A 23,881-nucleotide genomic window follows, 5' to 3' on the forward strand; every position below is an offset into this window, starting at 1 on the left:
GAATCGAGTGTGAACTTCTCCATTCCTTTTTTCTACAATCTGAAATCACTTCTTTATTTATAGGAGTGATTTTTTACTATTTCAATTCTAAAAATTGTTTCAGTTGATTATCTATCACGAGAGAGTCCTGTTCGTTTTGTCCGATTCCAAAGCAATGTCCCCATTTGGATTCTATTGCTTGAAATACTGCATTAGGCATGTGTTTCACTTCATAGGCATTATCCTCTGGTGGAAAAAACAGATCGGAGGATCCTGGCATAACAAGGGCTTGAGCAGTGATATGGTTTAACGCCTGTTCAAAATTTCTGTTATCTTGAGGATTGGCACTAATATCCCCACTAATCCCTGTACGTAGCATAGCAATTAAGTCGTTCGCATCAAAGGTAAGAAACACTTTATCCCAATAATCTTCTAGATACGCCTTTAACGTCGAGTATCCTTCCACTTGATAGAGTTGCTCCAAGTAATAGGCTTGAGAAAACCCCCATGGAGCGTAGGCGCGTCCCATCGCCGCTAGTCCTGCTGTAGGCTGATGGGTATAGAAACCTTGCTTCCAGTTGGCATCTGCTTGCAATGCTGCGATCAGCCCCTCAAAAACAACCTGTGCGTGTGGCCTTGTTTTTGCTGTTCCACCAAACGGGGCAATCCGCTCAACCATCTCAGGATAACTTCTTCCCCATTGAAAGGTTTGCAATGCACCAAGTGACCAGCCAACGACTAGCGCAATTTTCTTAATACCAAATTTCTCAGTTACAAGTCGATGTTGTAGCTGAACATTATCATAAATCGTAATAAGTGGAAAATTTCCTTTATTAAAAGGGGCTTGTGTATTACTTGGGGAGGAAGATAAACCATTTCCCAACATATTAGGCACAATGATAAAATATTTGTCTGGATCAAGTGCTTTGCCACAACCAATTAACCACTCATTATCTGTGTGCTGGCCAGCAAACCAAGTAGGGTAGACAATGACATTTGACTTCTCAGAATTTAGAGTTCCATATGTTTTATAAGCAAGAAAAGCTTGAGGTAGTTTTTGCCCGGATTGCAACAAGACATCTCCAAGTGAATAAGTTTCGTAATCTTTCATGATTCAAATCTCCTTTATTAAAAGAATTTACAGCAATGCTTGATTTTTACTCTACGCTACTGTTACCATCAAATCAACGAAACGTTTTTGAATGTAATATTCATTTTTTTTGAACTCAGAGGTGCTGTATTAATGGAAATTCGCCAGCTTAAAACATTTTGGACGCTTGCTTCCACACGAAGTTTTAGTCGTACTGCCGAAATATTGAACTATGTTCCGTCTACTGTAACCATGCAAATCAAGGCTTTAGAGGAAGAATTGGGCGTCAAGTTATTGGATCGTTTGGGCAAAAGCGTCGTATTAACAGACGCTGGCCACCAGTTGTTGCCTTATGCTACAAAAATTTTAAATGATATAGAGGAAGCTCGTTGTGTTTCAAGCCAGAACGGAAATTTAACTGGTACAATTATTATTGGTGCAGACGAAGTACTCTGTACATACCGTTTACCTGCTTTACTCCGGGTTTTTCGTGAACAATATCCACATGTTCGTCTTTTGTTTAGACCTTTATCCAGTCAAAATTTGAAACAGAGTCTAAGAGAAGGGAATGTTGATGTGGTCTTTATGCTGGATGAACCTGTCGTATCATCGGATATCCATACTGAACTTTTATTGGACGAACCTTTTCTTATGGTCGTCTCTCCCGACCATCCATTAGCTAATCGCTCTACATTAAGCATAGAAGATTTTAATAGAGAGCATATTCTATTAAGTGAAAAGGGTTGCTCTTATCGGACTTTCTTCTATCGTACTTTATTGAGAAATGGGGCTGATAGCTTGACCGAACTAGAGTTTAATAGTGTAGAAGCCATTAAACAATGTGCAATGGTGGGACTCGGTATTGCATTATTACCCGAAATGGCTCTAAAAGGAGAAATTGAGCGAGGTGAACTAATCCCTTTACCTTGGGATTTATCTGAAATACGATTTACAACTCAAATGTTGTGGCATCAAGATAAATGGATTTCTCCATCGATAAAAGTCTTTATAGATTTGGCACGAAATTTATTATAGGAATACCAAAACACCTTTTACTTTCAGGGTGTTTTGGTTCGTCTTTATAGGATTAACTCTAGTTTTCATTTGGATATGTTGGAAATCGAATATTTAACTTAATTCTTATAATCTATTTAAAATAGATAACTGATTAATAAACCAATGGATAACAAAAAACAAAAAATTGTATTTGTCATTGCTGTTGATTTCATTGCTATACGCATAAATTGAGGTTCTTTTGTTCCTTTTCGAAAACCTTGTATCGCAGTGATTGGTTTTTTCAAACCCAAGAATAAAACTAAAGACCAGGGGCTTATAAAGCCCATCAAAACAATCACTAAAATCCACAAATAGGAAAATAAAAATGCGATTGCCAGATACTTAACTGCTTTCTCTCTACCAAGAAGGATAGCTAAAGTTTTTCTTCCACCTTTAATATCTTCGTCAATATCTCGAATATTATTCGACATGTTGATTGCCCCTACTAAAATGCCAATCGGGATGGATATCAATATACTTTCAACCGTTAAAGAACTGGTTTGAATAAAGAAAGCAATTAATACAAAACCCGTTCCCATTGACAATCCGGAAAATAACTCTCCAAATGGCGTATACGCAATTGGTAATGGACCCCCTGTGTATAAATAGCCAATCGCCATACCACATAAACCGATCACTGCTAACCACCAAGTACTATTCATACAAATATATATACCGATAAAGGCTGCAACGATATACAATAAAATAGCAATTGTTATCACGTTTTTTGGCTTCAATCCATGGCGGACAATGCCACCACCAATTCCTACAGAATCAGCAGTATCTAATCCACGTTTAAAATCATAATACTCATTGAATAAATTTGTTGCAATCTGCAATGCTAAACACGCAATGATCATCCCAATAAATAGAAACCAATCAATCTTAGTTTCAAAAAGTGCTACAACAGTCCCTAAGATGACAGGTGCAAACGTCGCTGTTAATGTATGAGGTCGCGTCATTGTCCACATTAACTTAGCTGAACTAATTTCTTTTTTACTTCCCATAACGTGTTCTATCTCCCTAGATTTTCAATACTAGAAGTATTATTTTTATTTACTTCCTTTTTCCGTGATAAATTATATCACATAGATCAGAAATTGAACGATATTGTGTTTTTTGTTGCACTGTAAGGCTTCTTTAGAAAAAAACAATTCTTACTTTACTACGAACCATTATGTTGCCTTTAATGGGAAAAGGTTGCAACCTCTAGCTATCTAATTATTATAGTGAAATTCTACTTCGCCTTAAAATCATTAATATTTTTTATTTTTCCCTAATTTCTCATTCCCTCGTTTAAAATTACCTGTAATTTTAGCTAACAATAACTGTACTTCTGTTACCTTATCTCCTACTTCTTTGATTCTAGCTATAAGGCGCTCAGCCTCTCTATTCTTAACAATTTTAATTTGTTTACCTTCGTAATATATAACGACCGTTTCTTTCTTCGTTATTTGATAAGTAAATGGTTCTTCGTTTAACCTGTTTCGTTTATCTATTTCGCTCACAACACGACCTCCCTATTTATTATAATTATCTCAATTACAAAATCCTTTTTATCATTACCATTAACTTATGATAAAATAAATTGGAAAAAAGGCGGTACTGAATACAGGTGTTCAACAAAAAACCTAGAAGGAATGATAGTATGGAACAAATAATCCTATTTATCAGCTACATGCCAAGCTTGTAGGGAGTGCTACCACATCCCTTGACCTCCCTACAAGCTTGGGTTTCTCAAGGGAGCTGATAGTTGATGAAAAATCGGTCAAAAACCTTAATTCGCCACCATAGAGAGCGAATCATTCGAAAGAAATGGGCTATTTTAAAAGATGTTATGCTACTGGAAAGTCAGTACATGCCTGTACGTGGTACATTAAGCAAAGGAAAAATTCATTGCTCATGTAGAATGTGTCGATACGAGCAATATCACAAAATTCCTAAAGCAAAGTTTCAAGCAAAATTAAAGGCCATGGAGCAGGAAATAGACGAATATGTCTATTTCCTTTTTGTAAGCCTTTTTTAACTACATCCGTAAATTGTTCGAGTGAAGGGAACTTCTTCCATACAGTAGTCATAAGCTGATACTATATGTGTATTTGAAAGGATGTCTTGATCATGATTCCTTATCCCGACCATAAATTTACACCCCATGGATATTATTACTCTCCTTTTTCTGTAGGAACTTGGCACTGGAATAACTGTACCCCCGAATCAAATGAAAGCCATTATTTATCCGCACAACAACGACTCATCTTCGTACTTATTCACGGCTCATGGGCTGATTCTCACTTCTGGGACAGCGTAGCAGCGGTGTTACGTAGTCAAGGGCATACTGTTTATACACCTGAATATGCTGGTCACGGCAACGATCCGAATAAAAATGTCACACATGCAATGATTACAAAGTCCGTCGTTGATTTTATAACGAAGCTCAACCTGCACAACTTTGTTCTCGTTGGACATAGCTTTGGTGGAACTGTGATCCAAAAGGTTGCAGAACAGGTACCTAATCGGATCAAACGTCTAGTTTTCTTTGACGCATTCGTTTTGAAAGACGGGGAATCTGTTGCTGATGAGTTCCCATTGCAAATGAGACAAGGTTTTGAGCAGCTTAGAGCCATGTCAAAGGATGATACTATTATGCTTCCGTTTCCGCTATTTCGAGATATGTTCGTCAATACAGCGTCTTTGGAGGAGGCCAAACAAATGTATGCAGTTGTCACGCCAGAACCCGCTAAGCCGCTTTTCGAAAAGCTAGATTTGAAAGTGTTTTACTCGTTACCTATGCCCAAAAGCTACGTCTATTTCTACCAAGACAACACTTTACCGCAAGGAGAGGGCTTCGGCTGGCATCCACATATGTCCAGTCGTCTCGGCCAGTTTCGTCTGATTGTTGGTGATGGTGATCATTTTACAGACACACGTACTAGACCCGCTATGGTAGCACAAAAGTTTTATGAGGCGAGCCGAGATTAATCATTTTTACTGACTGGAGTAGGAAAGAACGTCGTCTGATGATGACATCGTAACTATGTAGAAAATCATTATTTTCTAATTTACACATAGTGGTAATGCTCGCAAGGATTTAAACATACATTAATTGCGGGATAGCACCTTTAACATCGCCCCCAAGATGTTTTTGTACAATGCTATCCCTTCTTTATATAGTAATAAACACACACCGCTCCAACTGTTTGCTTTACAGCATCCTCAATGAGGCTTGTTATTTGGCACCCATCATTTCTTCGAAAACTCTGTATGCAATAAAGAATAGATCAGCATATCTCTACATTCTCCTGTTACACTATGACATTCATATTGTTTTAACTTGCCCTCTTCGTTAAAATTGATTTTTGTTAGTAACCTCCTTGATGCGATATTTTCTTCTGCAACAGTTGCCTGTATCCTTACTAAACCTAATTGATTAAAGCCAATTGACAATACTTCATTCACGGCCTCCGACATAATGCCCCTATGCCAATAGGTTTCTGATAACTCGTAGCCTATTTCAGCTCGTTTGCCTACAAATTCACTTAAAAAAATGGTTCCAATTACTTCATCTGTCATTTTGTCAGCAATGGCAAAACGGATAATCCACCCCTTTTCATAGCCTCCGTTCCAAATATTTATAACTTCATAACTTTTTTCTATGGACCCTGGTCCATTCCAATCCAGATAACGATAGACGTTTTCATTGGTATAATAATTGTATAAGGCTGGAGCATCCTCTTGTTTTAACTTTCTTAATTGAATTTGCTCCGTTTGTATTGTCGGAAAAGTGGCTCCCAATAATTTAGTAAAATTCATATTTCTCTCCTTTTTCATGAATAGTTGTGATCCTTACTTAAAACAATAGCTGACTGTCATGATTGATAAAACCTCATCGTTACTTCATAAAAGAAAATAAGCCACTACGATTTAAAACCGCAATGACTTCATGCTTATTGCTTTTCTTTTTTCTTTCAAAATGATTCTTTGAATACTCTTTAGTGATAAATAATATTTTTCACTTAACGTCACACTATCTATTCCCGATAAAAAATCGGTATAAATACTAGCATTTCTCAAATCTAATTCCGTTTTCGTACTCGTATTAGATCCCCAACTCTTTTTATGTTCTTCTTTCCGTGGGATATAAATATATTCACCATCAACATATTCTTGAATTAACACTAGCAACGCTGCAGGTAAAATATGCTTTGCTTTTTTATAGCTCATTTTGCACTCCTAAATGTTTAGAATGATTTTAGGAAGAGCAAAGACTATTTTCGTTTCTCTTATATTGCAATAGCCTTTGCTATGCAAACATACTATATCTTCTCATTCGACAATCCCCCCTCACAAACTAATCCATATTATACCATATGCACCAATACCCAAACTTTTTAAAATCGTTTTGATTAAGAAATAGAACTACTAAAAAAGCAACTAATGGATGAGATTGGGCTTAAATACGGAAAACACAGATATCCTAATGGAGAAGTAAGTATTAAAGAAGATACGCTTTAAATTAGTTCGGTTAAAAAAGGAACTATTTACGTTGTTGCTAAGAAAGCGACCTAATAGGTTCTTTTTTTAGTTGTAGCCCTCTGTAGGCAAGAACCTCTAGCTCACAAATTCATATATTATAGGGAAAGGAGTGACTATTGTGCCTTGGCAACATAAAATCCCCTACTTAATCGGGCAACCCGTCGGTGTTTCTTTTACAAATGGTCAAGGAACTTCTGGTGTTCTCTGTGGCGTTTCAGGTGGAAAGCTTCTTGTTCTTGAATATTTGTATCAAAGTCAATTTGCCTTAAAGCAATACGATTTTCATATGATTCAAGATGTGAACGGCTTCCCACCTTGTCATACGCAGCAGCGCTTATACTAAAACATCCGTCCAGGATGTTTTTTTCTTGAGTCAACAAATGATTTTTGTACCGAAAGTGAAATGTCAGGTACAGAATGGTTTTAGGTTAACTTCTACTCGTCCGCTCGAAATAATTGTTTATCTGCGTGAAAGCGTTGCGTCAAGACGTAATTGATTGGCATTTTTTAGTACTGCACAGGCTATCAACTAGATCGAGCTGTCATATCTTCATAAGAATAGAGTAAAGCACCACTTTATTCCATATTGAAAGGTTAAACGCAGTCAATGGTTTCTTTTGTATTGTTTTGTTCAAATTTCTCTACTTGTTGCTTGGATAAATAACGCCCCTCTTTTTTAGCGCTTTACATATGCTATATGGAAGAAGGGAGGTGTGTTTAATGAGTTACTATGGCGGAGACTATGGTAGTAACAACAGCTCAACTTTCGTGCTTATTGTTGTACTATTCATTCTTCTTATCATTGTTGGCGCTAGCTTCATTTACTAATTTTTAGCCTTAGGCTTTAGCTCTGTTCATTTTCTTGTGAATAAAGGGGCTAAAGCCTTCTTTGTCTCCTCTAAGTGGAACAGCTATTCAAATCAATTCCTCTGACTCTATTCCACCTATTAAATTTTCTCAGCTCAAGCTTGTTCAAAGTCGTTTATCTTAACAATTTACGCAATTAATAGCTATCGTTTGAGATAGATAACTATCTTAATTAGCTAGCTCAACATAATAATAGTAATGTAAAGTTCTTTCAACTTTACGTTACACTCCTTTATTGGTATAGGGGTCACTTTCGTCCAAGTGGCCTCTTTTTGTTGCTATCACTATTATTTTTTTACCCTATCAAGTGAATTTATTGGAACATAGATACTATGAATTCGTTTTAGTAGGAGGGAGGAAAACAATGGGAATTAATTTGAATTTCTGGTCTTTTATTTTGTCAGTAGGCTGTACCCTATTATTTTTTCTGTCAGGCTCATTAAAAGATTTTTTTGTTACTCACCTTCATTTTCATCCATTGATATTGACATTACTCTTGTCAATTGTCTGTTTCTACCTAAGTCTTGTAGAAATGAAAGATGTAAAAAATTTAACGACCTTGCTTCGAGGTATATTGACAATGGTGGTAACGCTTATTTTAATTGTCAGTATTTCTTTCATTTTATTTTTCGGTAACTTATTAAATTAAAAAGTCTCAACTTTCATTATTTTTATACAAGCCTCCTTGACGAACGTTTGTTCTATAGTTAGAATAATAGAAAAAAGGAGGCTTTTTATGCAAAAAACACCAAACATTGAACTAGTACACTTCTCTGAAGATTTTGTGGAGCAGTTACATGGCTTTGAATTACCTGCAGAGCAACATCAATTTACAGCCCTTCCAAAAGATATTGCGTTAGAAAAAGTCGGACAGTATCCAATTGTTATTTTAAGTGACGACGTGCCTGTTGGTTTTTTTGTTCTTCATGCAACAGAACGAGTCAAAGAGTATTCTAGCAATCCTAACGCTATGTTACTAACTGCTCTATCCATCGATCATAAACAGCAGGGTAAGGGTTATGCAAAAAAAGGAATGCTTGTCCTTGCTGACTTTGTGAAACAAGAATTTAAAGATTGTAATGAAGTGGTGTTAGTAGTCAATCATAAAAACATGGCTGCGCAGAATTTGTACTTTAAAGTAGGCTTTGTGGATAACGGCGAAAGAAGAATGGGGCCAATTGGTGAGCAGATTTTGATGCATTTATCACTTTAAAGAAAAAGGTCACTCATTTGCTTTGTTCAAATGAGTGACTTTGTAATTGTTTTAGCAAAAGCTCTTCCACCTGGGTTTTCAATGCTTGATTGGCATAACGCAGCTCCTCATCATTACCGACTGTAGCAACCTGCACATCGCTAAAATAGTCATCTATCCGATGCCAGCTGACTAAACGTATCTTTTGTTGGGCGAGCTGACGTTTAAGTTGAAAATAATCTTTGTGTAATTGCTTTAGCAATGCATCCATGGAGGATAAAAAAACACGCTTCATTTTAAACCGCTCTGCCACTGTCATATCGTGCTGTAATGATTTTACTGCTAAATCGAGTAGTAAATATTGAGACAATAAACGTCGTTGCCCCCCATTAATCATGTCCAACAACTTCTATGCGAGCAGCATAAATATATTTTAAGGGGATATGCTTCGTTGTGGTGATGGTTTCTAATAATAGCTCCCCCTCATTGATGGTTTGAATGACACCACCCCATTGCACATAGTGCGCATGTTCCCATACAGTTAACATAACATAGTTATGCTGTAAAAATGCACATCTGATCGTTTGCTGTAATTCTTCAAGCTCCCTTTCAGCATTAATCTCAAAATGGAGTGTTTGTGTTTTGCTGATAAATAAAGGTTGAAGAAAATTTTTTAATCAATCTTTATTTTAAAGCTACACTTATATGATTAATCAACAACTTTTCCACCTGTGATTTAAGAGCTTGATTTGCATAACGGAGTACTACATCATTACCTGCAGTGGCAACTTGCACGTCACTAAAGTATTCATCTACTGATTGCCAACCTACTACTCGTATACGTTTTTGTGCAAGTTCTCGTTTGAGGTTAAAATATTCTTGTCTTAGATCCTTTAGCAATGAATCCATCATTGGAAGAAATACCATTTTCATTTTAAACTGCTCTAATTTACGATAGTCAACCTGCAATGATTTAACTGCTAGTTCTAGCAAAAGATACTTATGAAGTAACTGTCTTTCGTCGGCTTTAATCATAATAATCAGCATCCAGTTGGGCTGATTGAATACTTTGGATTGGAATACTTTTCGTTTTAAGTAGTGTTTCAAGTATGAGGTCATTAGTATTAATTGATTTAATTATTCCAGTCCATTGTGTGATTTTGTAGTTCTTCCACACTTCTAATTTTATGTCCAATTGCTGATTAAAAGCTTGATTAATTGTTTTTTGTAGTTCTTCCAGTTCCCATTCAGTCAATTCTTTTGGCTGTTCTGTACGCTCTTGTTTATACTCTCTAAGAAGCTCTAAATGCTCCGGCAGCATCATCGACGCCCATTTAATAGTACCTCTGTCTTGTATCATTAATAAATCACTCCTATGCCAAATGACCACCAACTAAGCGATCTCGATTAATAGCTGTACCAGCTTTTGTGAAAGAAACTGCTCTTAATATTGAGGTCGCTCCAAACCTGTTGCGTATTGCATCCATTGTAGGGCCGATTATTTGACGCTGTGGCTTGCGGTCATCAAATAAATCTAATTGGATACTATGCTCTCTTTCCAGGTTGGCTATTCTAACTGATAACTGACGTGCAGGCTCTCCTGCAAAGTGTTCATCCAGTAATTCAATACAAGTTTTATACATCACAAGCGTTTCACTTGTTGGCACTGCAATTGTTTTAGACCGATGAAACCCTTTAGTCATAGCATTATGACTGTATGAAAGACCTAGGCTGATTGTACGGCCAACAAACCCTGCATCACGTGCGCGTTTCATTACGTCTTCACACATTTCTAGAAGCACTACAGAGATCTCTTTTCGTGTGTGATAATCCCTCATCAGCATTTGACCCTTACCAAAACTTAAAGCTCCGTTTGTTATTAACGGCTCCCCTAATTTGGATAAATCTATTCCCCATGCATGGTAATAGAGTTGATTGCCGATTATGCCAAAGCGCTTTTCTAATTCTGCTAAATCTGCATTAGCCAAACCACCAACTGTTTGTATTCCCATAGCATTTAGATTTGCTTCCATTCGTTTTCCTATGCCCCACATTTCGGATAGGGGGCGTACAGGCCATAATTTCTCTGGAATATCCTCATAAGTCCACTTAGCAAAACCAGTTTTCTTTGCATCAAGGTCTAAAGCTAATTTGGCTATTAGCATATTTGGCCCCATACCTACCGCACTAGGTATAGTAAATTGGTCAAAAATAGCCTTTTGTATTTCCTTAGCCGTTTCTTCAGGTGAACCCCAAAGCTTTTCAGTACCAGTTAAATCAACAAAACTTTCGTCTACACTATATACATGTATCGCATCAACCGGAACGTAATTAGAGATCAATTTTGTAATCGTCATCGACATTTGAATAAAGAAACTCATTTTAGGCTCAAACAATTTAATGTCTGGATGCTTTGGTATCTCATAGCGCCTACTTCCAGTTTTGATTTTAAATTTCTCTTTCATCAATGGGGATGCTGCAAGTACTACGCTACCTGGTTGGTCAAAATTCGCTACTACTGCAACTGGCGTTTTTAAAACATCTAGCCCATGTAACATCGCGACAATACTGGCATAAAAGCATTTCATATCGATACACATAATAGGTCTATTGGGCATACTCTCATAATTCATACAACTTCACGCCCCTTACTAACAAAAGGAATAACAGCTAGAACATTCCTGATCAAAAAAGTACGTTTTGCATGTCTTGTAAAACAAAATGCTTGAAATGAATCACCAACAATTTTAATGATTTTTACACGCCTTTTTGTTATGGAGCCATCCTTTGCTATATACATCATGCTCATTAATTGTTTACGCTGCATAGCTTTAATCAGTTGTTCTCTCATCGTAGCTTCCTCCCATTACCTCTCGTAATTTTTTGAAATAACTATTATTTATTATAGACACAATAATTTTCCCTTTTACCTATCCTATGTAAGAACGTTTGTTTGTATACATATTAGAACAAATGTTCTTTATTTGGCAATGTTCAATTTTTGGAAAAAGACCAAGTACTCAAATTGTAGACTTATTCCTGTCAAGTAGACTGTTGTAAAAAAGACTACGCAGCCATCCAGTATTGATATTCTATCGGTGCCAATGAGTCATTTTTAGAAGCTTTGTAAACATACGATTTTTTCACGACATACATTTAATGCAGCAGCAAACGGTACCCAAATAAATAAAGGTAAAAAATACTACTTTACAACTAATAAAGAGCAGCTAATTTGTATCAAATATGGCAAGAAAATCAGAAAGAATATGTACAGTTAGCTTAGTAGGAGATAATCTTTTTAAAGGGATTGCTTTATAATAAATACCAAAAAGAGAAATTGCACTGTGCAATTTCTCTTTTTACTTGAACTGAAATTAATTATAAATCATCCTCGGTGACTTCATTATTACTTCATTACCATTGCCATTTCTGTTGCCATTGCCGTTGCCATTGCCGTTGCCATTGCCGTTGCCGTTGCCGTTGCCGTTGCCGTTGCCATTTCCGTTGCCATTTCCGTTGCCATTTCCATTGCCATTGCCATTTCCGTTTCCATTTCCGTTGCCGTTGCCGTTTCCGTTGCCGTTTCCATTTCCATTGCCATTTCCGTTTCCGTTTCCGTTGCCATTTCCGTTTCCATTTCCATTTCCATTGCCATTTCCGTTTCCATTTCCGTTGCCATTTCCATTTCCATTGCCATTGCCGTTTCCGTTTCCATTGCTATTGCCATTTCCGTTTCCGTTGCCGTTTCCATTTCCGTTGCCGTTGCCATTTCCGTTTCCATTTCCGTTTCCGTTGCCATTTCCGTTGCCATTTCCGTTGCCATTTCCGTTGCCATTTCCGTTTCCGTTTCCGTTTCCGTTGCCGTTTCCGTTTCCGTTCCCGTTGCCATTTCCGTTTCCGTTGCCATTTCCGTTGCCATCACCTTGCTTTACAAACACATCAAATGTTAGTGTGTGCTCACCATATGTTACCGTAATCGTTGTATTACCTTGACCTTTTCCTTTTACCACCCCTGCTTTTACAGTAGCTATTTCATCATTCGCTACTTCATAGGTTGCAAGGTTTGTAACATCTTTTTCTGTTGTTTTCCCATCAAAAGTAGTTACTTCAGTAATCTTAACTGCAACTTCCTTACCTATACTAGTTTCAACCTGAGCTTGGTCAATTTCTAGTGTTACTATTGGTACTTCTACAACAGGTGCTTTCACTGTAACATTTACAGTAACTTTATTATCACCATATGAAATAGTAATGGTCGTCGTGCCCTCACCTACCGCCGTTACTAATCCATTCACTACCGTTACAATGTTTTCGTCTCCAACAACATAAGTAGCTTTTGCAGTTACGTCTTGCTCTGTTGCATTACCTTGTGCAGGCGTTGACGTTTTTGTTACCGTCAGTTGTGCAGTTTCTCCAGCTGTTAAGTCTAGCTCAGTTGGATTTACAGAAAGTGCTGCTACTACTTCTTTTTCATATATCTTTGCTTCACCAACATTCCCGGCAGCGTCTGTAACTACTACTGATACAGCATTAGTTTCCGCTGTTACTGGGAATGTGAAGCTACCGTCTTGATTTAATTCAAACGCAACTGGTGCTTGTACTTCGCCATTTACCATCGAAATATAGGAAGCTTTTAATTTATCATTTAAATTGTAATTTAAACCGTATAAATCTAACTCTTCATTGTAGTCGATATACTTATCTGTTACCTGTCCTGTAGCGACACCTTCAGCTACTGAACCAGTAATTTCTGGTTTAGTTGTTTTCACGACAATTGGTCCAACATAATCGGAAACTGCTCCTGATGCTGCAAGACCTGTGAAGTCAATTGTATACAGACCATCTGGAATCTTTGTGGCAGGTTCTGTTCCCCATGGTTTGTACTGCCCACCAACATTCAGCGTATAAGAGCCTTTTCCTAGCGCAGTACCTGCATGTAGATAACCAATGTAGCCGTCTCCGTATTCTCCACCTTCAGGATTCATAATATCCCAAAGCTCGATATAGTTAGTTGTTACATCTCCAGTTAAGGTGAACGAAAGTACAGCTGAGTCTTTCACGCCATCTCCGTTAAAGGATAGGTCTGTTTCTGTAATCTTATAATCTTTAATTTCGGTTACTGCCTCGCCGCCAAGGTCAGCTGCAAATGGTAATGAAATTTCTGTAGCTCCTCCATTGATGTAAATATACCCTAGTATTTCAGAGCCGTTTGGTGCCGTAGCTTGTGAAGCCGTTAATGTAATATTTAAAACTTGCTCACCAACTAGATTAAATGTCGGCTGATCTACTGTAACAGTTGCATCACCAAATGTTTTTGTCACATCAATTGATACGTTATAATTGCCGCCGTTCCCTTTAATATCTTTTACTAAAACTTGTTTCGTTACAGAAATACCCTGGTCTTTCAGTGATTGTGGACCGAAAGTGACTGTACCTTTCAAGTTTTCTGTAACTGCACCAGTTCCATCTAAAATTGCGCTATCAAGTGCATAGGCAAGAATTTCTGGATGAGCTGCTGCATAAGCATTTACGCGCCCTGCTCCCTGAGAAAACACATCGTATTTTGTTTTATCTAAAACCTGTGCTGTATTAGAAAGCGCCACTTTTACATCGAACGCGTTCCAACTAGGATTTGCTTGCTTAATTAATGCAACAATACCTGCAATATGCGGTGTTGCCATAGAAGTTCCTGTTTTACGACCATAAGCTTCCCCATAATCTGCATCAGGAAAATCTTTTTTATACATCGGAATCGTTGACATAATGTTTGTACCAGGTGCACTTACATCTGGTTTAATATCAAAGTTTGGTGTAGATGGTCCGCGTGAACTGGAAGAGTTTACATCATCCCCCAGTGTCTTTGTGGAAGCGAATTTACTAAAGCTTACTTTTCCGGTTCCGCCTGCTAATGCAGCGCGAATTGCACTGCCATCCGTTTGGGACATATCAAATGTTGGCAGATAATCAAACGAATCGCCTAGGAATGTGCCTGAAATGTCTGGTGCATTCGTTCCGCCAGCAAAGTTATGAATAATTGTTGCGACAGCTCCGTTTGCCTTTGCATTCGCAATTTTATCAACGAATGCGATACTGCCACGAGAAATCAATGCCACTTTACCATCTACATCAATTCCTTCAAAGTCTTTTACTTCTCCATTTCCAGGAACAGCAACTAGGTCAAATTCTCCTTGAAGCTGTGTTGCTACATTTTTCCCAAAAGTCGTTCCCATTAATGGAAGCTGTTTTGTTAAGTTGTAGTCGCCAACTGTAATATTTACTTCCCCGTTATACATTGTTTCAGGATTTGTTGTGTTACCAACAGCAATTCCTAAACGAGCGGTTGCAGGCGTGCCCATTGTTCCCCGATCTGGACCATCGTTCCCTGTTGCAAGTACTCCGATTGTTCCAGCTATCATTGCATTATTTATAGCAAATGAACCCGCATCCGTTTCAGTGTTAGCTCCCCCGCCAAGTGAAAGGTTGATAATGTCCATTTTTTCAATTACAGCAGTTTCAATTGCTTTCACAATACCAGATGTAGCGCCACTTCCGTATGCCCCAAGAACACGGTAAGCATAAAGGTCTACTTTTGGAGCAATTCCTTTAATACCAAATTCGTTAGCTCCGATTGCTGCAATTGTTCCAGCAACATGTGTACCGTGCGAGGTATAGAATGAGCTTCCTTTTTCATTAAATTCAGGTGTCCCGACTGGACGCTCCGAAGGCAATGTTTCCGATGCATCATCATCTGCCCGAGGTTTTGTATAAGTCGCTGAATTTGGAATGAAGTTTTTTCCACCTTTATAAATTCCAGCAAACTCAGGGTGATCTGCATCAATACCAGTATCTAATACTGCTACTTTAATTCCTTGTCCTTCAAGTCCTTCTTTCCAAAGCTGTTCGATGCCAAGGAAAGAATTACTTGTATTCATTTGAGCTTCTAATTGATCGTCCTTAATAAGTTCCGATGATTTCATCGGATTATCTTCCGATGCGTAAACAATTGTATCAGGTTCGATTAATGTAATTCCTTCTACTGTAAGTAGTTTCGGGAGATCATTTGCTTTCACAGTTGCCGCAAAACCGTTTAAAACAGTATCAAATGTGTATCCTTGAGTCATCTCAACTTCTTTAGTAGCTAACTCTTTTTTAACTTGCGCTTGTTGTACTTTTACATTTGAGCGAACTTCATTTGCTCTTGCATTAGAGAATTTTTGGCCTTTGATTTGGCTTATTCCTTGCTCTAGTACAACAGGCTTTTCAGATAAATGAACAATGACTGCAACCTCTTGATTGCCTGATATATTTTGTAAGCTTTCATGGAGAGTTGGACCATCTTTAGACAAGCTTAGCTGCTCAGCGATAGCCGCCTTTAGTTGGATAATACTTTCACTTTGACTATCCTGCTTGAATGGTTTCGATTCTTCAGCACTAGCACTCGACAATGGAACCAATAGAGAAAGCACCATAACGAAAACTAGAATACTACTTAAAAACTTCATAAACTTAAAATTTTTCAAATCTCATTTCCTCCTCTGCCTTTAATTGTCGCACTTTTCAGTTTAGTGCGATGTTTCCAATTTATCACAATAAAACTAATTCGAGTATCGTAATATTTAAATATTCTGAAATATTGATAATTAGTATCAATTTATGAAATATAGATTAAATCTATCTTCCTAGTAATTTAATAAAAAAATAGAACTTTCAAATGAGAAGTGACTGGCAATAATACATTACTTTTTTCAATTAATCCTATCGAGGCAGCAGTTGTAGGTACAGTCGGTGGTGTAGTTGCTTATAGAAAATTAGGGGGCAGTAAGAGATTTGATAGGAGGGGAATCGGTTTAGTATGTAATCTGTCATATGACCACAGACTCTCGCTGTAAAACGGGCAGAATGGAATGGCTAGAACATTGTTAATAAGAAACGTACACTTCTCTTGTCTCGTAAAGCAAAAGGCATGTGAAAATCACCTTATGTTGATGATTTTCACACGCCTTTTCGTATGGCACCTGATTTCGCTACCTACATCCGATTTGGTGACACTGCATGGCTTTTATTCACCGTTCTTCATGGTGAATACCCCTTTACTAACTCTACTCATGTCCGTTACATGGTGACAGGGTTTTTCACAATCGAGAAAGAATGTTTGTTTTTATACGCACGTACGTTCTAAATCAGCGGTGGTAACTTTAGCTTTTAGAAAGATGCGTTCCATAGTGATTTCTAGGCATATGCGTAAGCCTATAAACCGTTGAAACATAATCTATGATGATGAATATCTCACTTTATATGAGAAAGGATGTAAGTATTAGCTCAAATATCGACTATACCTCCCCATCTGCAGAATTCACTTTTGATGTCAATAAAAGTACGCTTTTTAAAAAAGATTCACGAAATTACATTAACATTCTCGGTGTGGAACAATTAAATACATTAGAAAATGTATCTTTACTCGATATTTTTCTGAGCAAAGAAAATGTCGTCGAGCCACACTACCATCAAAATGCCGCTGAGCTTGTCTATTGTATTGCCGGGGCAGTAACAGTTTCTATCTTGAATCCCTTTACAAAGAAAATACAAAACTATCCCATTAAGCCTGGGCAGGTTGCCAATGTACCGCAGGGCTGGTGGCATTATGAAATAGCAACAGAAGATAATACGCATTTACTTGCGATTTTTGATGCACCAACGCCAGAGGTCATTTTGGGTTCCGATATATTGAAATTTACACCAGCTAATATTATGGCGCATACGTATTGTTTAGATGAAGAACAATGGAAGAAAACGATTGCACCGATTGTTCCATCCACTTATATCGGACCACCAAAGGGCTGTCGTCGTGTCCAGTCATCAACCGATCAAGCTCCGTCAAAACAAACAATGCCACCGCACTACATGAAGCCATGTCCATACCCTTATCCATATCGCTATCCTAATTCTCACATGTATCCTTATGGCACATATTATTAAAGGCTCTTTTATTAAACTTTTATTGTAAAAGATGAATAGAATGTTATTTCCTGTCCATCCTAATCTTAGATAAACTAAGAGTTAGGAAGTGTCTCGATGACAATGTTAAATGATAATCTATCATCATTACGATTTAAGGAGGTTTTTAAGCTTTGGTCACAGCTTGGTGTCAATCAAGGCTATATTGCTTCAAGCCATGCATTTTTCAAGCATACACGCGATAAAAAATTAAAGATTATGATTTTGGAATTTATTCAATGTTTAAAAGAGGAAAATAGACAGCTGACATTGTTATTACAGGAAAATGGCGTGCTCGCACCAACCACATCGATCGAGTACAGTAAAATAAAAATAACGGATATTCGTGGAAAATCGTCCATTAATGATAGTGAAATTAGTGCTATTTTATCTATGAATATTGCCTCCTCTTTGATTGCCATAAGCCAAGCGTTGGAAATGGCAGTGAAGAAGACACATCTAACAAAATATGGTGAACTTCATATGCGTTATGCCATACTAGGTGCCAAGTTGATTGACCTTAGTCAAAATAAAGGCTGGCTACTCGCGCCTGCACGCTAAAAAGAAGCATCCGTTTTACCAAATAACGGAAGCTTCTTTTTTTTGATCTACTATCGACTTCTCACGAACAATAGCTTATACCATTGATTTACTAAGAACGGTAACACCGATAAGCTATAAATAAGCCCTAGTTGTGCTGTCGTTAACGGCGCAACCTCAAAGACCGTTGTGAGCATTGGCATAAACAAGACAGCGTGTAAGCTTAGCACGCCGATTAAAAAGGCAAGCCAAGTATATTTATTTGAAAATACCCCAATAGTAAAAATCGATTCTTTGGATCTAGAGTTAAAGCCATGCACTAATCGCGATAAACATAGTGTTGTAAAGGCCATTGTGCTTGCGGTTAACGTATCACCTGTCGATAAACCGATTTGAAACGCAATAATGGTGGAGATTGCAATTAATATCCCTTCAAGCACTACTTGTGTAGTAAATGCTTTATTTAATAAAGGTGTATGGATATTTCTAGGCTTGTCCTTCATTGTTTTCTTATTATTTGGCTCTAAACCGATAGCGATAGCTGGAAGACTATCTGTTAACAAGTTGATGAATAATAGATGTACTGGTGCAAAAGGAACAGGTAAGCCTAAAACTGTTGCATATAACACAACAAAAATAGCTCCCGCATTCCCTGATAATAAGAACAAAATGGCATTTTTAATATTCGTATAAATGCTACGACCATTGGCAATCGCCTTCACAATGGTCGAAAAATTATCGTCCGTTAAAATCATAGACGAGGCATCTTTTGCGACCTCTGTGCCCGTCACCCCCATCGCCACACCAATATCTGCTTGCTTCAAAGCAGGACCATCATTGACACCATCCCCTGTCATTGCAACAACATGCCCTTTATCCTGCCATGCTTTGACGATACGAATTTTTTGTGCTGGTGTAACACGAGCATACACAGAATAATCATGTACTTTTTCTTGTAGTTCTTGATCTGTTAATCCTTCAAGAGCATGTCCTTCAATGGCTTCTGCTGGATCTTGTAAAATACCAATTTGTTGCGCGATAGCCGTTGCTGTAATTTTATGGTCACCTGTAATCATGACGGGCTTAATGCCTGCCTTAATACAGCTTTCCACTGCCTCTTTTGATTCTTTTCTAGGAGGATCCATCATTGCGACTAAACCGACAAAGATTAAATCTCGTTCAGCTCTTGTATCAACTGCTTGTTGAGGTAATACCTCCTTGTAAGCAATCGCTAGCACCCTTAAACCGTTTATAGAAAAATCACGATTAACGGCTTCTATTTTTTGACGATGCTGTGCGGTCATCTCAAAAATGCCTGTTGATGTTTTTATGCGTGTCACTTTTGGCAAGAGCACATCTAAAGCTCCTTTGGTAATCATGACTGATTGCTTGTCTATCTGATTGACTGTACTCATAAGCTTTCTCGCCGAATCAAATGGAATTTCAGCTATTCTTGGGTATTGCTCGCGCATTTTTAATTCATCTAAACCGTACTGTTTTCCTAATTTCACGAGGGCAATTTCTGTAGGGTCACCGATTTCTTTATGATCACGCTCTACAGCGTCACTACATAAAAGTGCCTTCACCATCAGCTCTTTTTCCACAGAATTCGTTGGATTGAGCCAATCATGTGGAATCTTTTTCTGATCTACAAAGACTTCCTGAACCATCATTTTATTTTCTGTTAAGGTACCTGTTTTATCGGAACAAATGACCGATATACTTCCTAAGCTTTCAACGGCATAAAGCTTGCGAATAATCGCATTTTCCTTCGCCATCTTCTGGGTGCCAAACGCTAATACGATCGTAACAATGGAACTCAATGCCTCAGGGATAGCCGCAACAGCAAGCGATACCGCAAACATAAAGGATTCAACTAAGGCACGTCCTCGAATAAGGTCAATCGTAAAAATCGCTAAGCAAATTAATGTAATACCTAATGCTAATTTTTCACCAAATTGATCAAGACTAATTTGTAAGGGCGTTTTCTTCTCCTTCGCCGTATCTAGTAAATTAGCAATTTTTCCGATTTCCGTCTGCATCCCGATCGCAGTAACCATAACAATGCCACGTCCATTGGTTACAAAGCTTCCCGAATACACCATATTTTTCTTATCTGCAATCGTGACATTGTTTTTTCGAATAGGATCTGTGCTTTTTGCCACAGCAATGGATTCACCTGTCAGAGAGCTTTCATTGATGTGCAAATTATGACTTTCCAGTAGCCTACCATCTGCATTGATGTAATCGCCAGCATCCAGCAATAGAAGATCGCCCACCACGATTTCTTCTGAAGGAATCTCCATTAGCTGATTATTACGCATTACTTTGGCAATTGGGGAGGTCAACGCTTTCAGATTGTCTAGTGACTGCTCTGCCTTGACATGCTGTACCGTGCCTAAAATAGCATTTAAAATAACAACAATCATGATGACAATGGTACTTTCTACTTCTCCTAATAGAAAGGAAACGAAGGCAGCAACGAGTAAAATAATCACCAATAAATCTTTAAATTGACCCATGAAAACAGCCCACGTACTTGTTTTTTTCCCTTCCTCTAATACATTAAAGCCATAGACCTGTTGCCTTTTTTGGACGTCATCATCAGTCAAGCCCTGTGTGGTGACGTTCAATATCTTCATGACTTCAGCAGATGATTGTTGATGATATTCAGTCATTGGGTTCTCCTTCCATTTACAAGATTTGAAGGACTCCTACTATTTTTTAAAAAATAATATTCGCTCTTAAAATCTCAAACTCTTTAAGTCTGTGAAATTCATTAACTACAACAATCTATTCCATAGGTAATTAGAGTATGCTAAGAAAATCATAGAGAATTGAATTTTGAAGGGATACGGAAATAGATTCAATAAACCAAAATCAATTACGCTTCGCTTTCGGTACAAAAAAATCTGCTGAAACAAGATAAAAAGGTATCAGGGATCGCTTCCCCAATACCTTTCAAGGCTGTTGTTATATTATGAGTTGTGTTGTGCTGATTGATAATCTACGTGCTGCTCTTGTGCAGTGGGTGCTCTTTTAATAGAGAAGATGGCACACCCTAATGCACAGAGAACTAGAATAGCCCCAAAGCTTGCTAAGTGCATAACAGACCCTGTTAAGGCAAACATTGCGCCCCCAACAGCTGATCCGATAGAAATCCCAAGTTGGAGAGCAGCTGTATTTAAGCTTTGTTGAATATCGGATGATTTAGGGTCCGCTTGAATTAAATAATTTTGTAATGGCGGTGTTAATGCCCAGCTCAGCGCACCCCATAAAACCGTAAACACTAAAAACAATGGTAGCGCGATAATTGTATATGGAATACTGAATAAGACGATGGCAAATGAAGAGACGATTAAAATGATGGCTTTACTCGTTCCTATTTTATCACTCACCCAGCCACCTACAGCATTCCCACTGACAGAGGCAATACCAAAAATCAAGTAACAAATACTAATCCATGAGGCACTCAAATCAAATGCTTCTACTAAAAATGGTGTTAAATAGGCATAGAGCATATAATGACCAGCTAACATAAACAATGTTGTTAATTGAGCTGTAAGGATTTTTAAATTAGCCAATGATTTGATTTGCGTCTTCAGTGGCACCACTTCTCCAATTGGCATTTTTTCAAGACATAACGCAATTAAAATCATCGAAATCGTTGACAGCATGCTAATGCCTAAAAATACTGCTCGCCAACCAAAAGCTTCCGTAATAAAAATACCCATTGGCACACCGATAACAAGCGCAGAGCTTACGCCCATAAAAACAAGTCCTAGCGCTTTTGCACGATGGCGAGGTTCTACAATTTTAGTTGTAATGGTTAATGATAAAACGATGACTAACGCTGTACTCATTGCTGTGAAAATACGAGCGATCAGCACAATGATGAACGTTGTACTAAAGAAGGTCATTAAATTACCTAATGTGAAAATAAATAAAGAAATAAGGAATAGGCGCTTCCTTTCCACCTTGGCTGTCAAGGATAGTAGGACAGGCGCAGAAATAGCATAAACGAGTGCGAAAATAGTAATTAATTGTCCCGCTGTTGCTAAAGAAACATGTAAATCCTCTGCAATATTTGGCAGTATCCCACCTACGATTAATTCAACTAATCCGACTGCAAAGGTAGTCACCGCAAGAATATAAACTCTCCAATTCATTGTAATCTCCCTTTCGTTACACGTTCATTTTTGTAGGAGATTTTTTAAATAAAGATAAAAAAATCCTGACTACAAAAATGAAACAAAGTTTTGTAGTCAGGATTTTATGGTTCCTGGTAGAGACCCTCAATCCATATTATTGAGGTTATACAGATCAAATATTTACTTTAGCTATAGTAGCACATCAAAATTTCATTGACAATAGCTTTTTTCATAGAATCGACTACATAAAAAACTGTTTAATAGAGAGGAAATTTTGATTTTCTGCTTATATTTCCACGAATTTGACCATACATAATAACATACAATAACTATTTTACGAGGTGATTGTTTGCGAATAGTAGGATTAGTATGCTATTTTTTAATGCTATTTTATGGCGTAGAATTAGTAGTAGAAGAGCTCACAATCGAAGAACCAGCAATCAGTTCTCCAACAAAAAGTAGTCCATCGCCCATCAAAGAAACCGTTGAAAATTCAAAGATTTGTGTCTATTATCCCACTTATAAAAGCTGTACGGACTTACCCACAAACTAAAAAGAGGTCACTCCAAGGAGCGACCTCTTTACTATCATTTTGAGCCAATATGAAAATGTTTAAAGGGATAAACGATTAATTTTGATTCGCCGTAAACAGCATCCTCTGAAATTAATCCATAGTGGCGACTATCATAGCTTTTTAGGCGATTGTCACCAAGGACAAAATACATTCCTTTTGGCACTTCTTGTTCATTCACTAATTGTTCCAACGTAAAGTTTTCCGTAATGCGTAATTGATTAGGATCATCTGTTTGACGATTCACATAATCTTCTTTGTATGCTTTACCATTGACATACAATACATCATCTTTCATTTCCACTTTATCGCCTGGAAGACCTATTACTCTTTTAATATAAAGCTCATCTTCTGTAGGAGATTGGAAAACAATTTGATCGAAACGTTCAATTTTACTTGTTTTACTTACAATAATAATATCCTTATCATGATAAGTCGGGTACATCGAAGCTCCCTGTACCTTAATAGGCGCAAATAAAAATTGCTTACAGCCAAAAACAATAACCGCTGTAATAACAATAATTTTGATGTAGGATAGTATTTCTTTTTTAAAACTTGATGTTTTTTCCTCTTGCATGTTCATTCCCCGATACTGTTTTTTTAATAGTATAACATTTTCTATACACTATTGACGAACGAATCACACAAATTGTTTCCTATTCATCAAAAATAGACAATGCTACGAGGTAACATTGTCTAGAAATATACGATTCTGTTTTTTTCACAGTGATGAATGGTTAGTTTGCATAGCAGAGTGATGCTGTTCGTTTAATAAATCTGCTACTAATACGATACCAACTGGTAATGCAAATGCTAACAAAATTGTGCCTATAATCATCACGATCACTCCTTAACCATTTCTAATGTCAGTATACACTTAATTTTCTGATATTTCAAGCAATATTGAA

General features: G+C 37.5%; 26 protein-coding genes and 1 riboswitch. Of the genes, 10 read left to right on the plus strand and 16 right to left on the minus strand.

Translation table 11 applies throughout. The features are described from left to right. Positions 1–76 precede the first annotated feature (76 nt). Positions 77–1,090 carry an alpha/beta fold hydrolase gene (locus tag GJU32_RS12575; protein WP_155592298.1) on the minus strand — a complete coding sequence of 338 codons (1,014 nt, stop codon included), beginning with the start codon at positions 1,088–1,090 and terminating at the stop codon, positions 77–79. A gap of 132 nt (positions 1,091–1,222) precedes the next feature. Here GJU32_RS12575 and GJU32_RS12580 point away from each other — a divergent pair, with 132 nt between their 5' ends. Then, positions 1,223–2,104: a LysR family transcriptional regulator gene (locus GJU32_RS12580; protein WP_155592299.1), complete on the plus strand. Its 882-nt coding sequence runs from the start codon at positions 1,223–1,225 to the stop codon at positions 2,102–2,104. A gap of 116 nt (positions 2,105–2,220) precedes the next feature. On the opposite strand, the gene GJU32_RS12585 is transcribed toward GJU32_RS12580, so the two are convergent. After that, positions 2,221–3,132, minus strand: a complete 912-nt coding sequence (locus GJU32_RS12585; RefSeq protein ID WP_155592300.1) for a 1,4-dihydroxy-2-naphthoate polyprenyltransferase — start codon at positions 3,130–3,132, stop codon at positions 2,221–2,223. Positions 3,133–3,381: 249 nt separating this feature from the next. Then, the gene (locus tag GJU32_RS12590; RefSeq protein ID WP_155592301.1) at positions 3,382–3,633 is read right to left on the minus strand and encodes a hypothetical protein; all 252 of its coding nucleotides are present in this window, start codon (positions 3,631–3,633) and stop codon (positions 3,382–3,384) included. A gap of 248 nt (positions 3,634–3,881) precedes the next feature. Between GJU32_RS12590 and GJU32_RS12595 the strand changes: the two genes are divergently transcribed. Together GJU32_RS12595 and GJU32_RS12600 are read left to right on the plus strand one after the other, a co-directional pair. Continuing rightward, entirely contained in the window at positions 3,882–4,151 is a 270-nt protein-coding gene (locus tag GJU32_RS12595) for a hypothetical protein (RefSeq protein WP_155592302.1), read from the plus strand. Positions 4,152–4,378: 227 nt separating this feature from the next. Then, positions 4,379–5,104 (plus strand): alpha/beta fold hydrolase, encoded by a 726-nt coding sequence (locus GJU32_RS12600; protein ID WP_338016792.1) that lies wholly within the window; start codon positions 4,379–4,381, stop codon positions 5,102–5,104. Positions 5,105–5,365: 261 nt separating this feature from the next. Here the strand turns inward: GJU32_RS12600 and GJU32_RS12605 are convergent, their stop codons facing one another. Continuing rightward, positions 5,366–5,935 carry a GNAT family N-acetyltransferase gene (locus tag GJU32_RS12605; RefSeq protein WP_196426685.1) on the minus strand — a complete coding sequence of 190 codons (570 nt, stop codon included), beginning with the start codon at positions 5,933–5,935 and terminating at the stop codon, positions 5,366–5,368. 111 nt (positions 5,936–6,046) lie between these two features. Continuing rightward, the gene (locus GJU32_RS12610; RefSeq protein ID WP_155592305.1) at positions 6,047–6,346 is read right to left on the minus strand and encodes a CD3324 family protein; all 300 of its coding nucleotides are present in this window, start codon (positions 6,344–6,346) and stop codon (positions 6,047–6,049) included. A 430-nt stretch (positions 6,347–6,776) separates the two neighbouring features. Here GJU32_RS12610 and GJU32_RS12615 point away from each other — a divergent pair, with 430 nt between their 5' ends. The 4 genes from GJU32_RS12615 (at position 6,777) to GJU32_RS12630 (ending at position 8,738) form a co-directional block, all read left to right on the plus strand. Next, complete coding sequence (locus GJU32_RS12615) at positions 6,777–7,001, plus strand: hypothetical protein (RefSeq protein ID WP_155592306.1); 225 nt, start codon at positions 6,777–6,779, stop codon at positions 6,999–7,001. 377 nt (positions 7,002–7,378) lie between these two features. Further along, complete coding sequence (locus tag GJU32_RS12620; protein ID WP_155592307.1) at positions 7,379–7,486, plus strand: YjcZ family sporulation protein; 108 nt, start codon at positions 7,379–7,381, stop codon at positions 7,484–7,486. A 403-nt stretch (positions 7,487–7,889) separates the two neighbouring features. Then, complete coding sequence (locus tag GJU32_RS12625) at positions 7,890–8,174, plus strand: hypothetical protein (protein WP_155592308.1); 285 nt, start codon at positions 7,890–7,892, stop codon at positions 8,172–8,174. Positions 8,175–8,261: 87 nt separating this feature from the next. After that, positions 8,262–8,738: a GNAT family N-acetyltransferase gene (locus GJU32_RS12630; RefSeq protein WP_155592309.1), complete on the plus strand. Its 477-nt coding sequence runs from the start codon at positions 8,262–8,264 to the stop codon at positions 8,736–8,738. 13 nt (positions 8,739–8,751) lie between these two features. On the opposite strand, the gene GJU32_RS12635 is transcribed toward GJU32_RS12630, so the two are convergent. The 7 genes from GJU32_RS12635 to GJU32_RS12665 all read right to left on the minus strand — a co-directional run bounded on the left by GJU32_RS12635 (position 8,752) and on the right by GJU32_RS12665 (position 16,237). After that, the gene (locus GJU32_RS12635; RefSeq protein ID WP_155592310.1) at positions 8,752–9,114 is read right to left on the minus strand and encodes a YhjD family protein; all 363 of its coding nucleotides are present in this window, start codon (positions 9,112–9,114) and stop codon (positions 8,752–8,754) included. Then, positions 9,107–9,265, minus strand: coding sequence for a hypothetical protein (locus GJU32_RS23395; RefSeq protein WP_230875036.1), 159 nt, complete (start codon positions 9,263–9,265; stop codon positions 9,107–9,109). Before GJU32_RS23395 ends, GJU32_RS12635 begins: the two co-directional genes overlap by 8 nt. 136 nt (positions 9,266–9,401) lie before the next feature. Continuing rightward, a complete protein-coding gene (locus tag GJU32_RS12645; RefSeq protein WP_155592312.1) occupies positions 9,402–9,752 on the minus strand; it encodes a YhjD family protein in 351 nt (116 codons plus the stop codon). After that, positions 9,745–10,077 carry a YolD-like family protein gene (locus GJU32_RS12650; RefSeq protein ID WP_155592313.1) on the minus strand — a complete coding sequence of 111 codons (333 nt, stop codon included), beginning with the start codon at positions 10,075–10,077 and terminating at the stop codon, positions 9,745–9,747. Before GJU32_RS12650 ends, GJU32_RS12645 begins: the two co-directional genes overlap by 8 nt. 13 nt (positions 10,078–10,090) lie before the next feature. Continuing rightward, entirely contained in the window at positions 10,091–11,350 is a 1,260-nt protein-coding gene (locus GJU32_RS12655) for a Y-family DNA polymerase (RefSeq protein ID WP_155592314.1), read from the minus strand. Continuing rightward, the gene (locus GJU32_RS12660) at positions 11,347–11,568 is read right to left on the minus strand and encodes a transcriptional regulator (protein WP_155592315.1); all 222 of its coding nucleotides are present in this window, start codon (positions 11,566–11,568) and stop codon (positions 11,347–11,349) included. Before GJU32_RS12660 ends, GJU32_RS12655 begins: the two co-directional genes overlap by 4 nt. 523 nt (positions 11,569–12,091) lie before the next feature. Then, entirely contained in the window at positions 12,092–16,237 is a 4,146-nt protein-coding gene (locus tag GJU32_RS12665; protein ID WP_230875037.1) for a S8 family serine peptidase, read from the minus strand. A gap of 793 nt (positions 16,238–17,030) precedes the next feature. On the opposite strand from GJU32_RS12665, the gene GJU32_RS12670 reads away from it, so the two are divergent. Together GJU32_RS12670 and GJU32_RS12675 are read left to right on the plus strand one after the other, a co-directional pair. Beyond that, positions 17,031–17,693, plus strand: a complete 663-nt coding sequence (locus tag GJU32_RS12670) for a cupin domain-containing protein (RefSeq protein ID WP_420798383.1) — start codon at positions 17,031–17,033, stop codon at positions 17,691–17,693. A 96-nt stretch (positions 17,694–17,789) separates the two neighbouring features. Then, a complete protein-coding gene (locus GJU32_RS12675) occupies positions 17,790–18,272 on the plus strand; it encodes a DUF3231 family protein (protein WP_155592317.1) in 483 nt (160 codons plus the stop codon). A 50-nt stretch (positions 18,273–18,322) separates the two neighbouring features. Here GJU32_RS12675 and GJU32_RS12680 read toward each other — a convergent pair whose 3' ends face one another. Beyond that, positions 18,323–20,929 carry a cation-translocating P-type ATPase gene (locus GJU32_RS12680; protein ID WP_155592318.1) on the minus strand — a complete coding sequence of 869 codons (2,607 nt, stop codon included), beginning with the start codon at positions 20,927–20,929 and terminating at the stop codon, positions 18,323–18,325. A gap of 300 nt (positions 20,930–21,229) precedes the next feature. Next, the gene (locus GJU32_RS12685) at positions 21,230–22,420 is read right to left on the minus strand and encodes an MFS transporter (RefSeq protein WP_155592319.1); all 1,191 of its coding nucleotides are present in this window, start codon (positions 22,418–22,420) and stop codon (positions 21,230–21,232) included. 73 nt (positions 22,421–22,493) lie between these two features. Further along, positions 22,494–22,593, minus strand: a riboswitch (purine riboswitch). Between the two features lie 158 nt (positions 22,594–22,751). Between GJU32_RS12685 and GJU32_RS12690 the strand changes: the two genes are divergently transcribed. Continuing rightward, positions 22,752–22,955: a hypothetical protein gene (locus GJU32_RS12690; protein WP_155592320.1), complete on the plus strand. Its 204-nt coding sequence runs from the start codon at positions 22,752–22,754 to the stop codon at positions 22,953–22,955. A 34-nt stretch (positions 22,956–22,989) separates the two neighbouring features. Here GJU32_RS12690 and lepB read toward each other — a convergent pair whose 3' ends face one another. Further along, entirely contained in the window at positions 22,990–23,550 is a 561-nt protein-coding gene (lepB, locus tag GJU32_RS12695; RefSeq protein WP_155592321.1) for a signal peptidase I, read from the minus strand. A gap of 144 nt (positions 23,551–23,694) precedes the next feature. Next, entirely contained in the window at positions 23,695–23,811 is a 117-nt protein-coding gene (locus tag GJU32_RS12700) for a transcriptional regulator (protein ID WP_155592322.1), read from the minus strand. Between the last annotated feature and the right edge of the window lie 70 nt (positions 23,812–23,881).

Source organism: Lysinibacillus cavernae, assembly GCF_009724685.1.
Classification (GTDB): domain Bacteria; phylum Bacillota; class Bacilli; order Bacillales_A; family Planococcaceae; genus Lysinibacillus; species Lysinibacillus cavernae.

What these genes read in the sequence shown, in the direction of transcription:
- GJU32_RS12575 (WP_155592298.1), bottom strand. Translation starts at nt 1,090, where the DNA reads ATGAAAGATTACGAAACTTATTCACTTGGAGATGTCTTGTTGCAATCC.
- GJU32_RS12580 (WP_155592299.1), top strand. Translation starts at nt 1,223, where the DNA reads ATGGAAATTCGCCAGCTTAAAACATTTTGGACGCTTGCTTCCACACGA.
- GJU32_RS12585 (WP_155592300.1), bottom strand. Translation starts at nt 3,132, where the DNA reads ATGGGAAGTAAAAAAGAAATTAGTTCAGCTAAGTTAATGTGGACAATG.
- GJU32_RS12595 (WP_155592302.1), top strand. Translation starts at nt 3,882, where the DNA reads ATGAAAAATCGGTCAAAAACCTTAATTCGCCACCATAGAGAGCGAATC.
- GJU32_RS12605 (WP_196426685.1), bottom strand. Translation starts at nt 5,935, where the DNA reads ATGAATTTTACTAAATTATTGGGAGCCACTTTTCCGACAATACAAACG.
- GJU32_RS12610 (WP_155592305.1), bottom strand. Translation starts at nt 6,346, where the DNA reads ATGAGCTATAAAAAAGCAAAGCATATTTTACCTGCAGCGTTGCTAGTG.
- GJU32_RS12620 (WP_155592307.1), top strand. Translation starts at nt 7,379, where the DNA reads ATGAGTTACTATGGCGGAGACTATGGTAGTAACAACAGCTCAACTTTC.
- GJU32_RS12625 (WP_155592308.1), top strand. Translation starts at nt 7,890, where the DNA reads ATGGGAATTAATTTGAATTTCTGGTCTTTTATTTTGTCAGTAGGCTGT.
- GJU32_RS12630 (WP_155592309.1), top strand. Translation starts at nt 8,262, where the DNA reads ATGCAAAAAACACCAAACATTGAACTAGTACACTTCTCTGAAGATTTT.
- GJU32_RS12635 (WP_155592310.1), bottom strand. Translation starts at nt 9,114, where the DNA reads ATGATTAATGGGGGGCAACGACGTTTATTGTCTCAATATTTACTACTC.
- GJU32_RS23395 (WP_230875036.1), bottom strand. Translation starts at nt 9,265, where the DNA reads ATGTTAACTGTATGGGAACATGCGCACTATGTGCAATGGGGTGGTGTC.
- GJU32_RS12645 (WP_155592312.1), bottom strand. Translation starts at nt 9,752, where the DNA reads ATGATTAAAGCCGACGAAAGACAGTTACTTCATAAGTATCTTTTGCTA.
- GJU32_RS12650 (WP_155592313.1), bottom strand. Translation starts at nt 10,077, where the DNA reads ATGATACAAGACAGAGGTACTATTAAATGGGCGTCGATGATGCTGCCG.
- GJU32_RS12655 (WP_155592314.1), bottom strand. Translation starts at nt 11,350, where the DNA reads ATGAATTATGAGAGTATGCCCAATAGACCTATTATGTGTATCGATATG.
- GJU32_RS12660 (WP_155592315.1), bottom strand. Translation starts at nt 11,568, where the DNA reads ATGAGAGAACAACTGATTAAAGCTATGCAGCGTAAACAATTAATGAGC.
- GJU32_RS12675 (WP_155592317.1), top strand. Translation starts at nt 17,790, where the DNA reads ATGACAATGTTAAATGATAATCTATCATCATTACGATTTAAGGAGGTT.
- GJU32_RS12680 (WP_155592318.1), bottom strand. Translation starts at nt 20,929, where the DNA reads ATGACTGAATATCATCAACAATCATCTGCTGAAGTCATGAAGATATTG.
- GJU32_RS12685 (WP_155592319.1), bottom strand. Translation starts at nt 22,420, where the DNA reads ATGAATTGGAGAGTTTATATTCTTGCGGTGACTACCTTTGCAGTCGGA.
- lepB (WP_155592321.1), bottom strand. Translation starts at nt 23,550, where the DNA reads ATGCAAGAGGAAAAAACATCAAGTTTTAAAAAAGAAATACTATCCTAC.
- GJU32_RS12700 (WP_155592322.1), bottom strand. Translation starts at nt 23,811, where the DNA reads ATGATTATAGGCACAATTTTGTTAGCATTTGCATTACCAGTTGGTATC.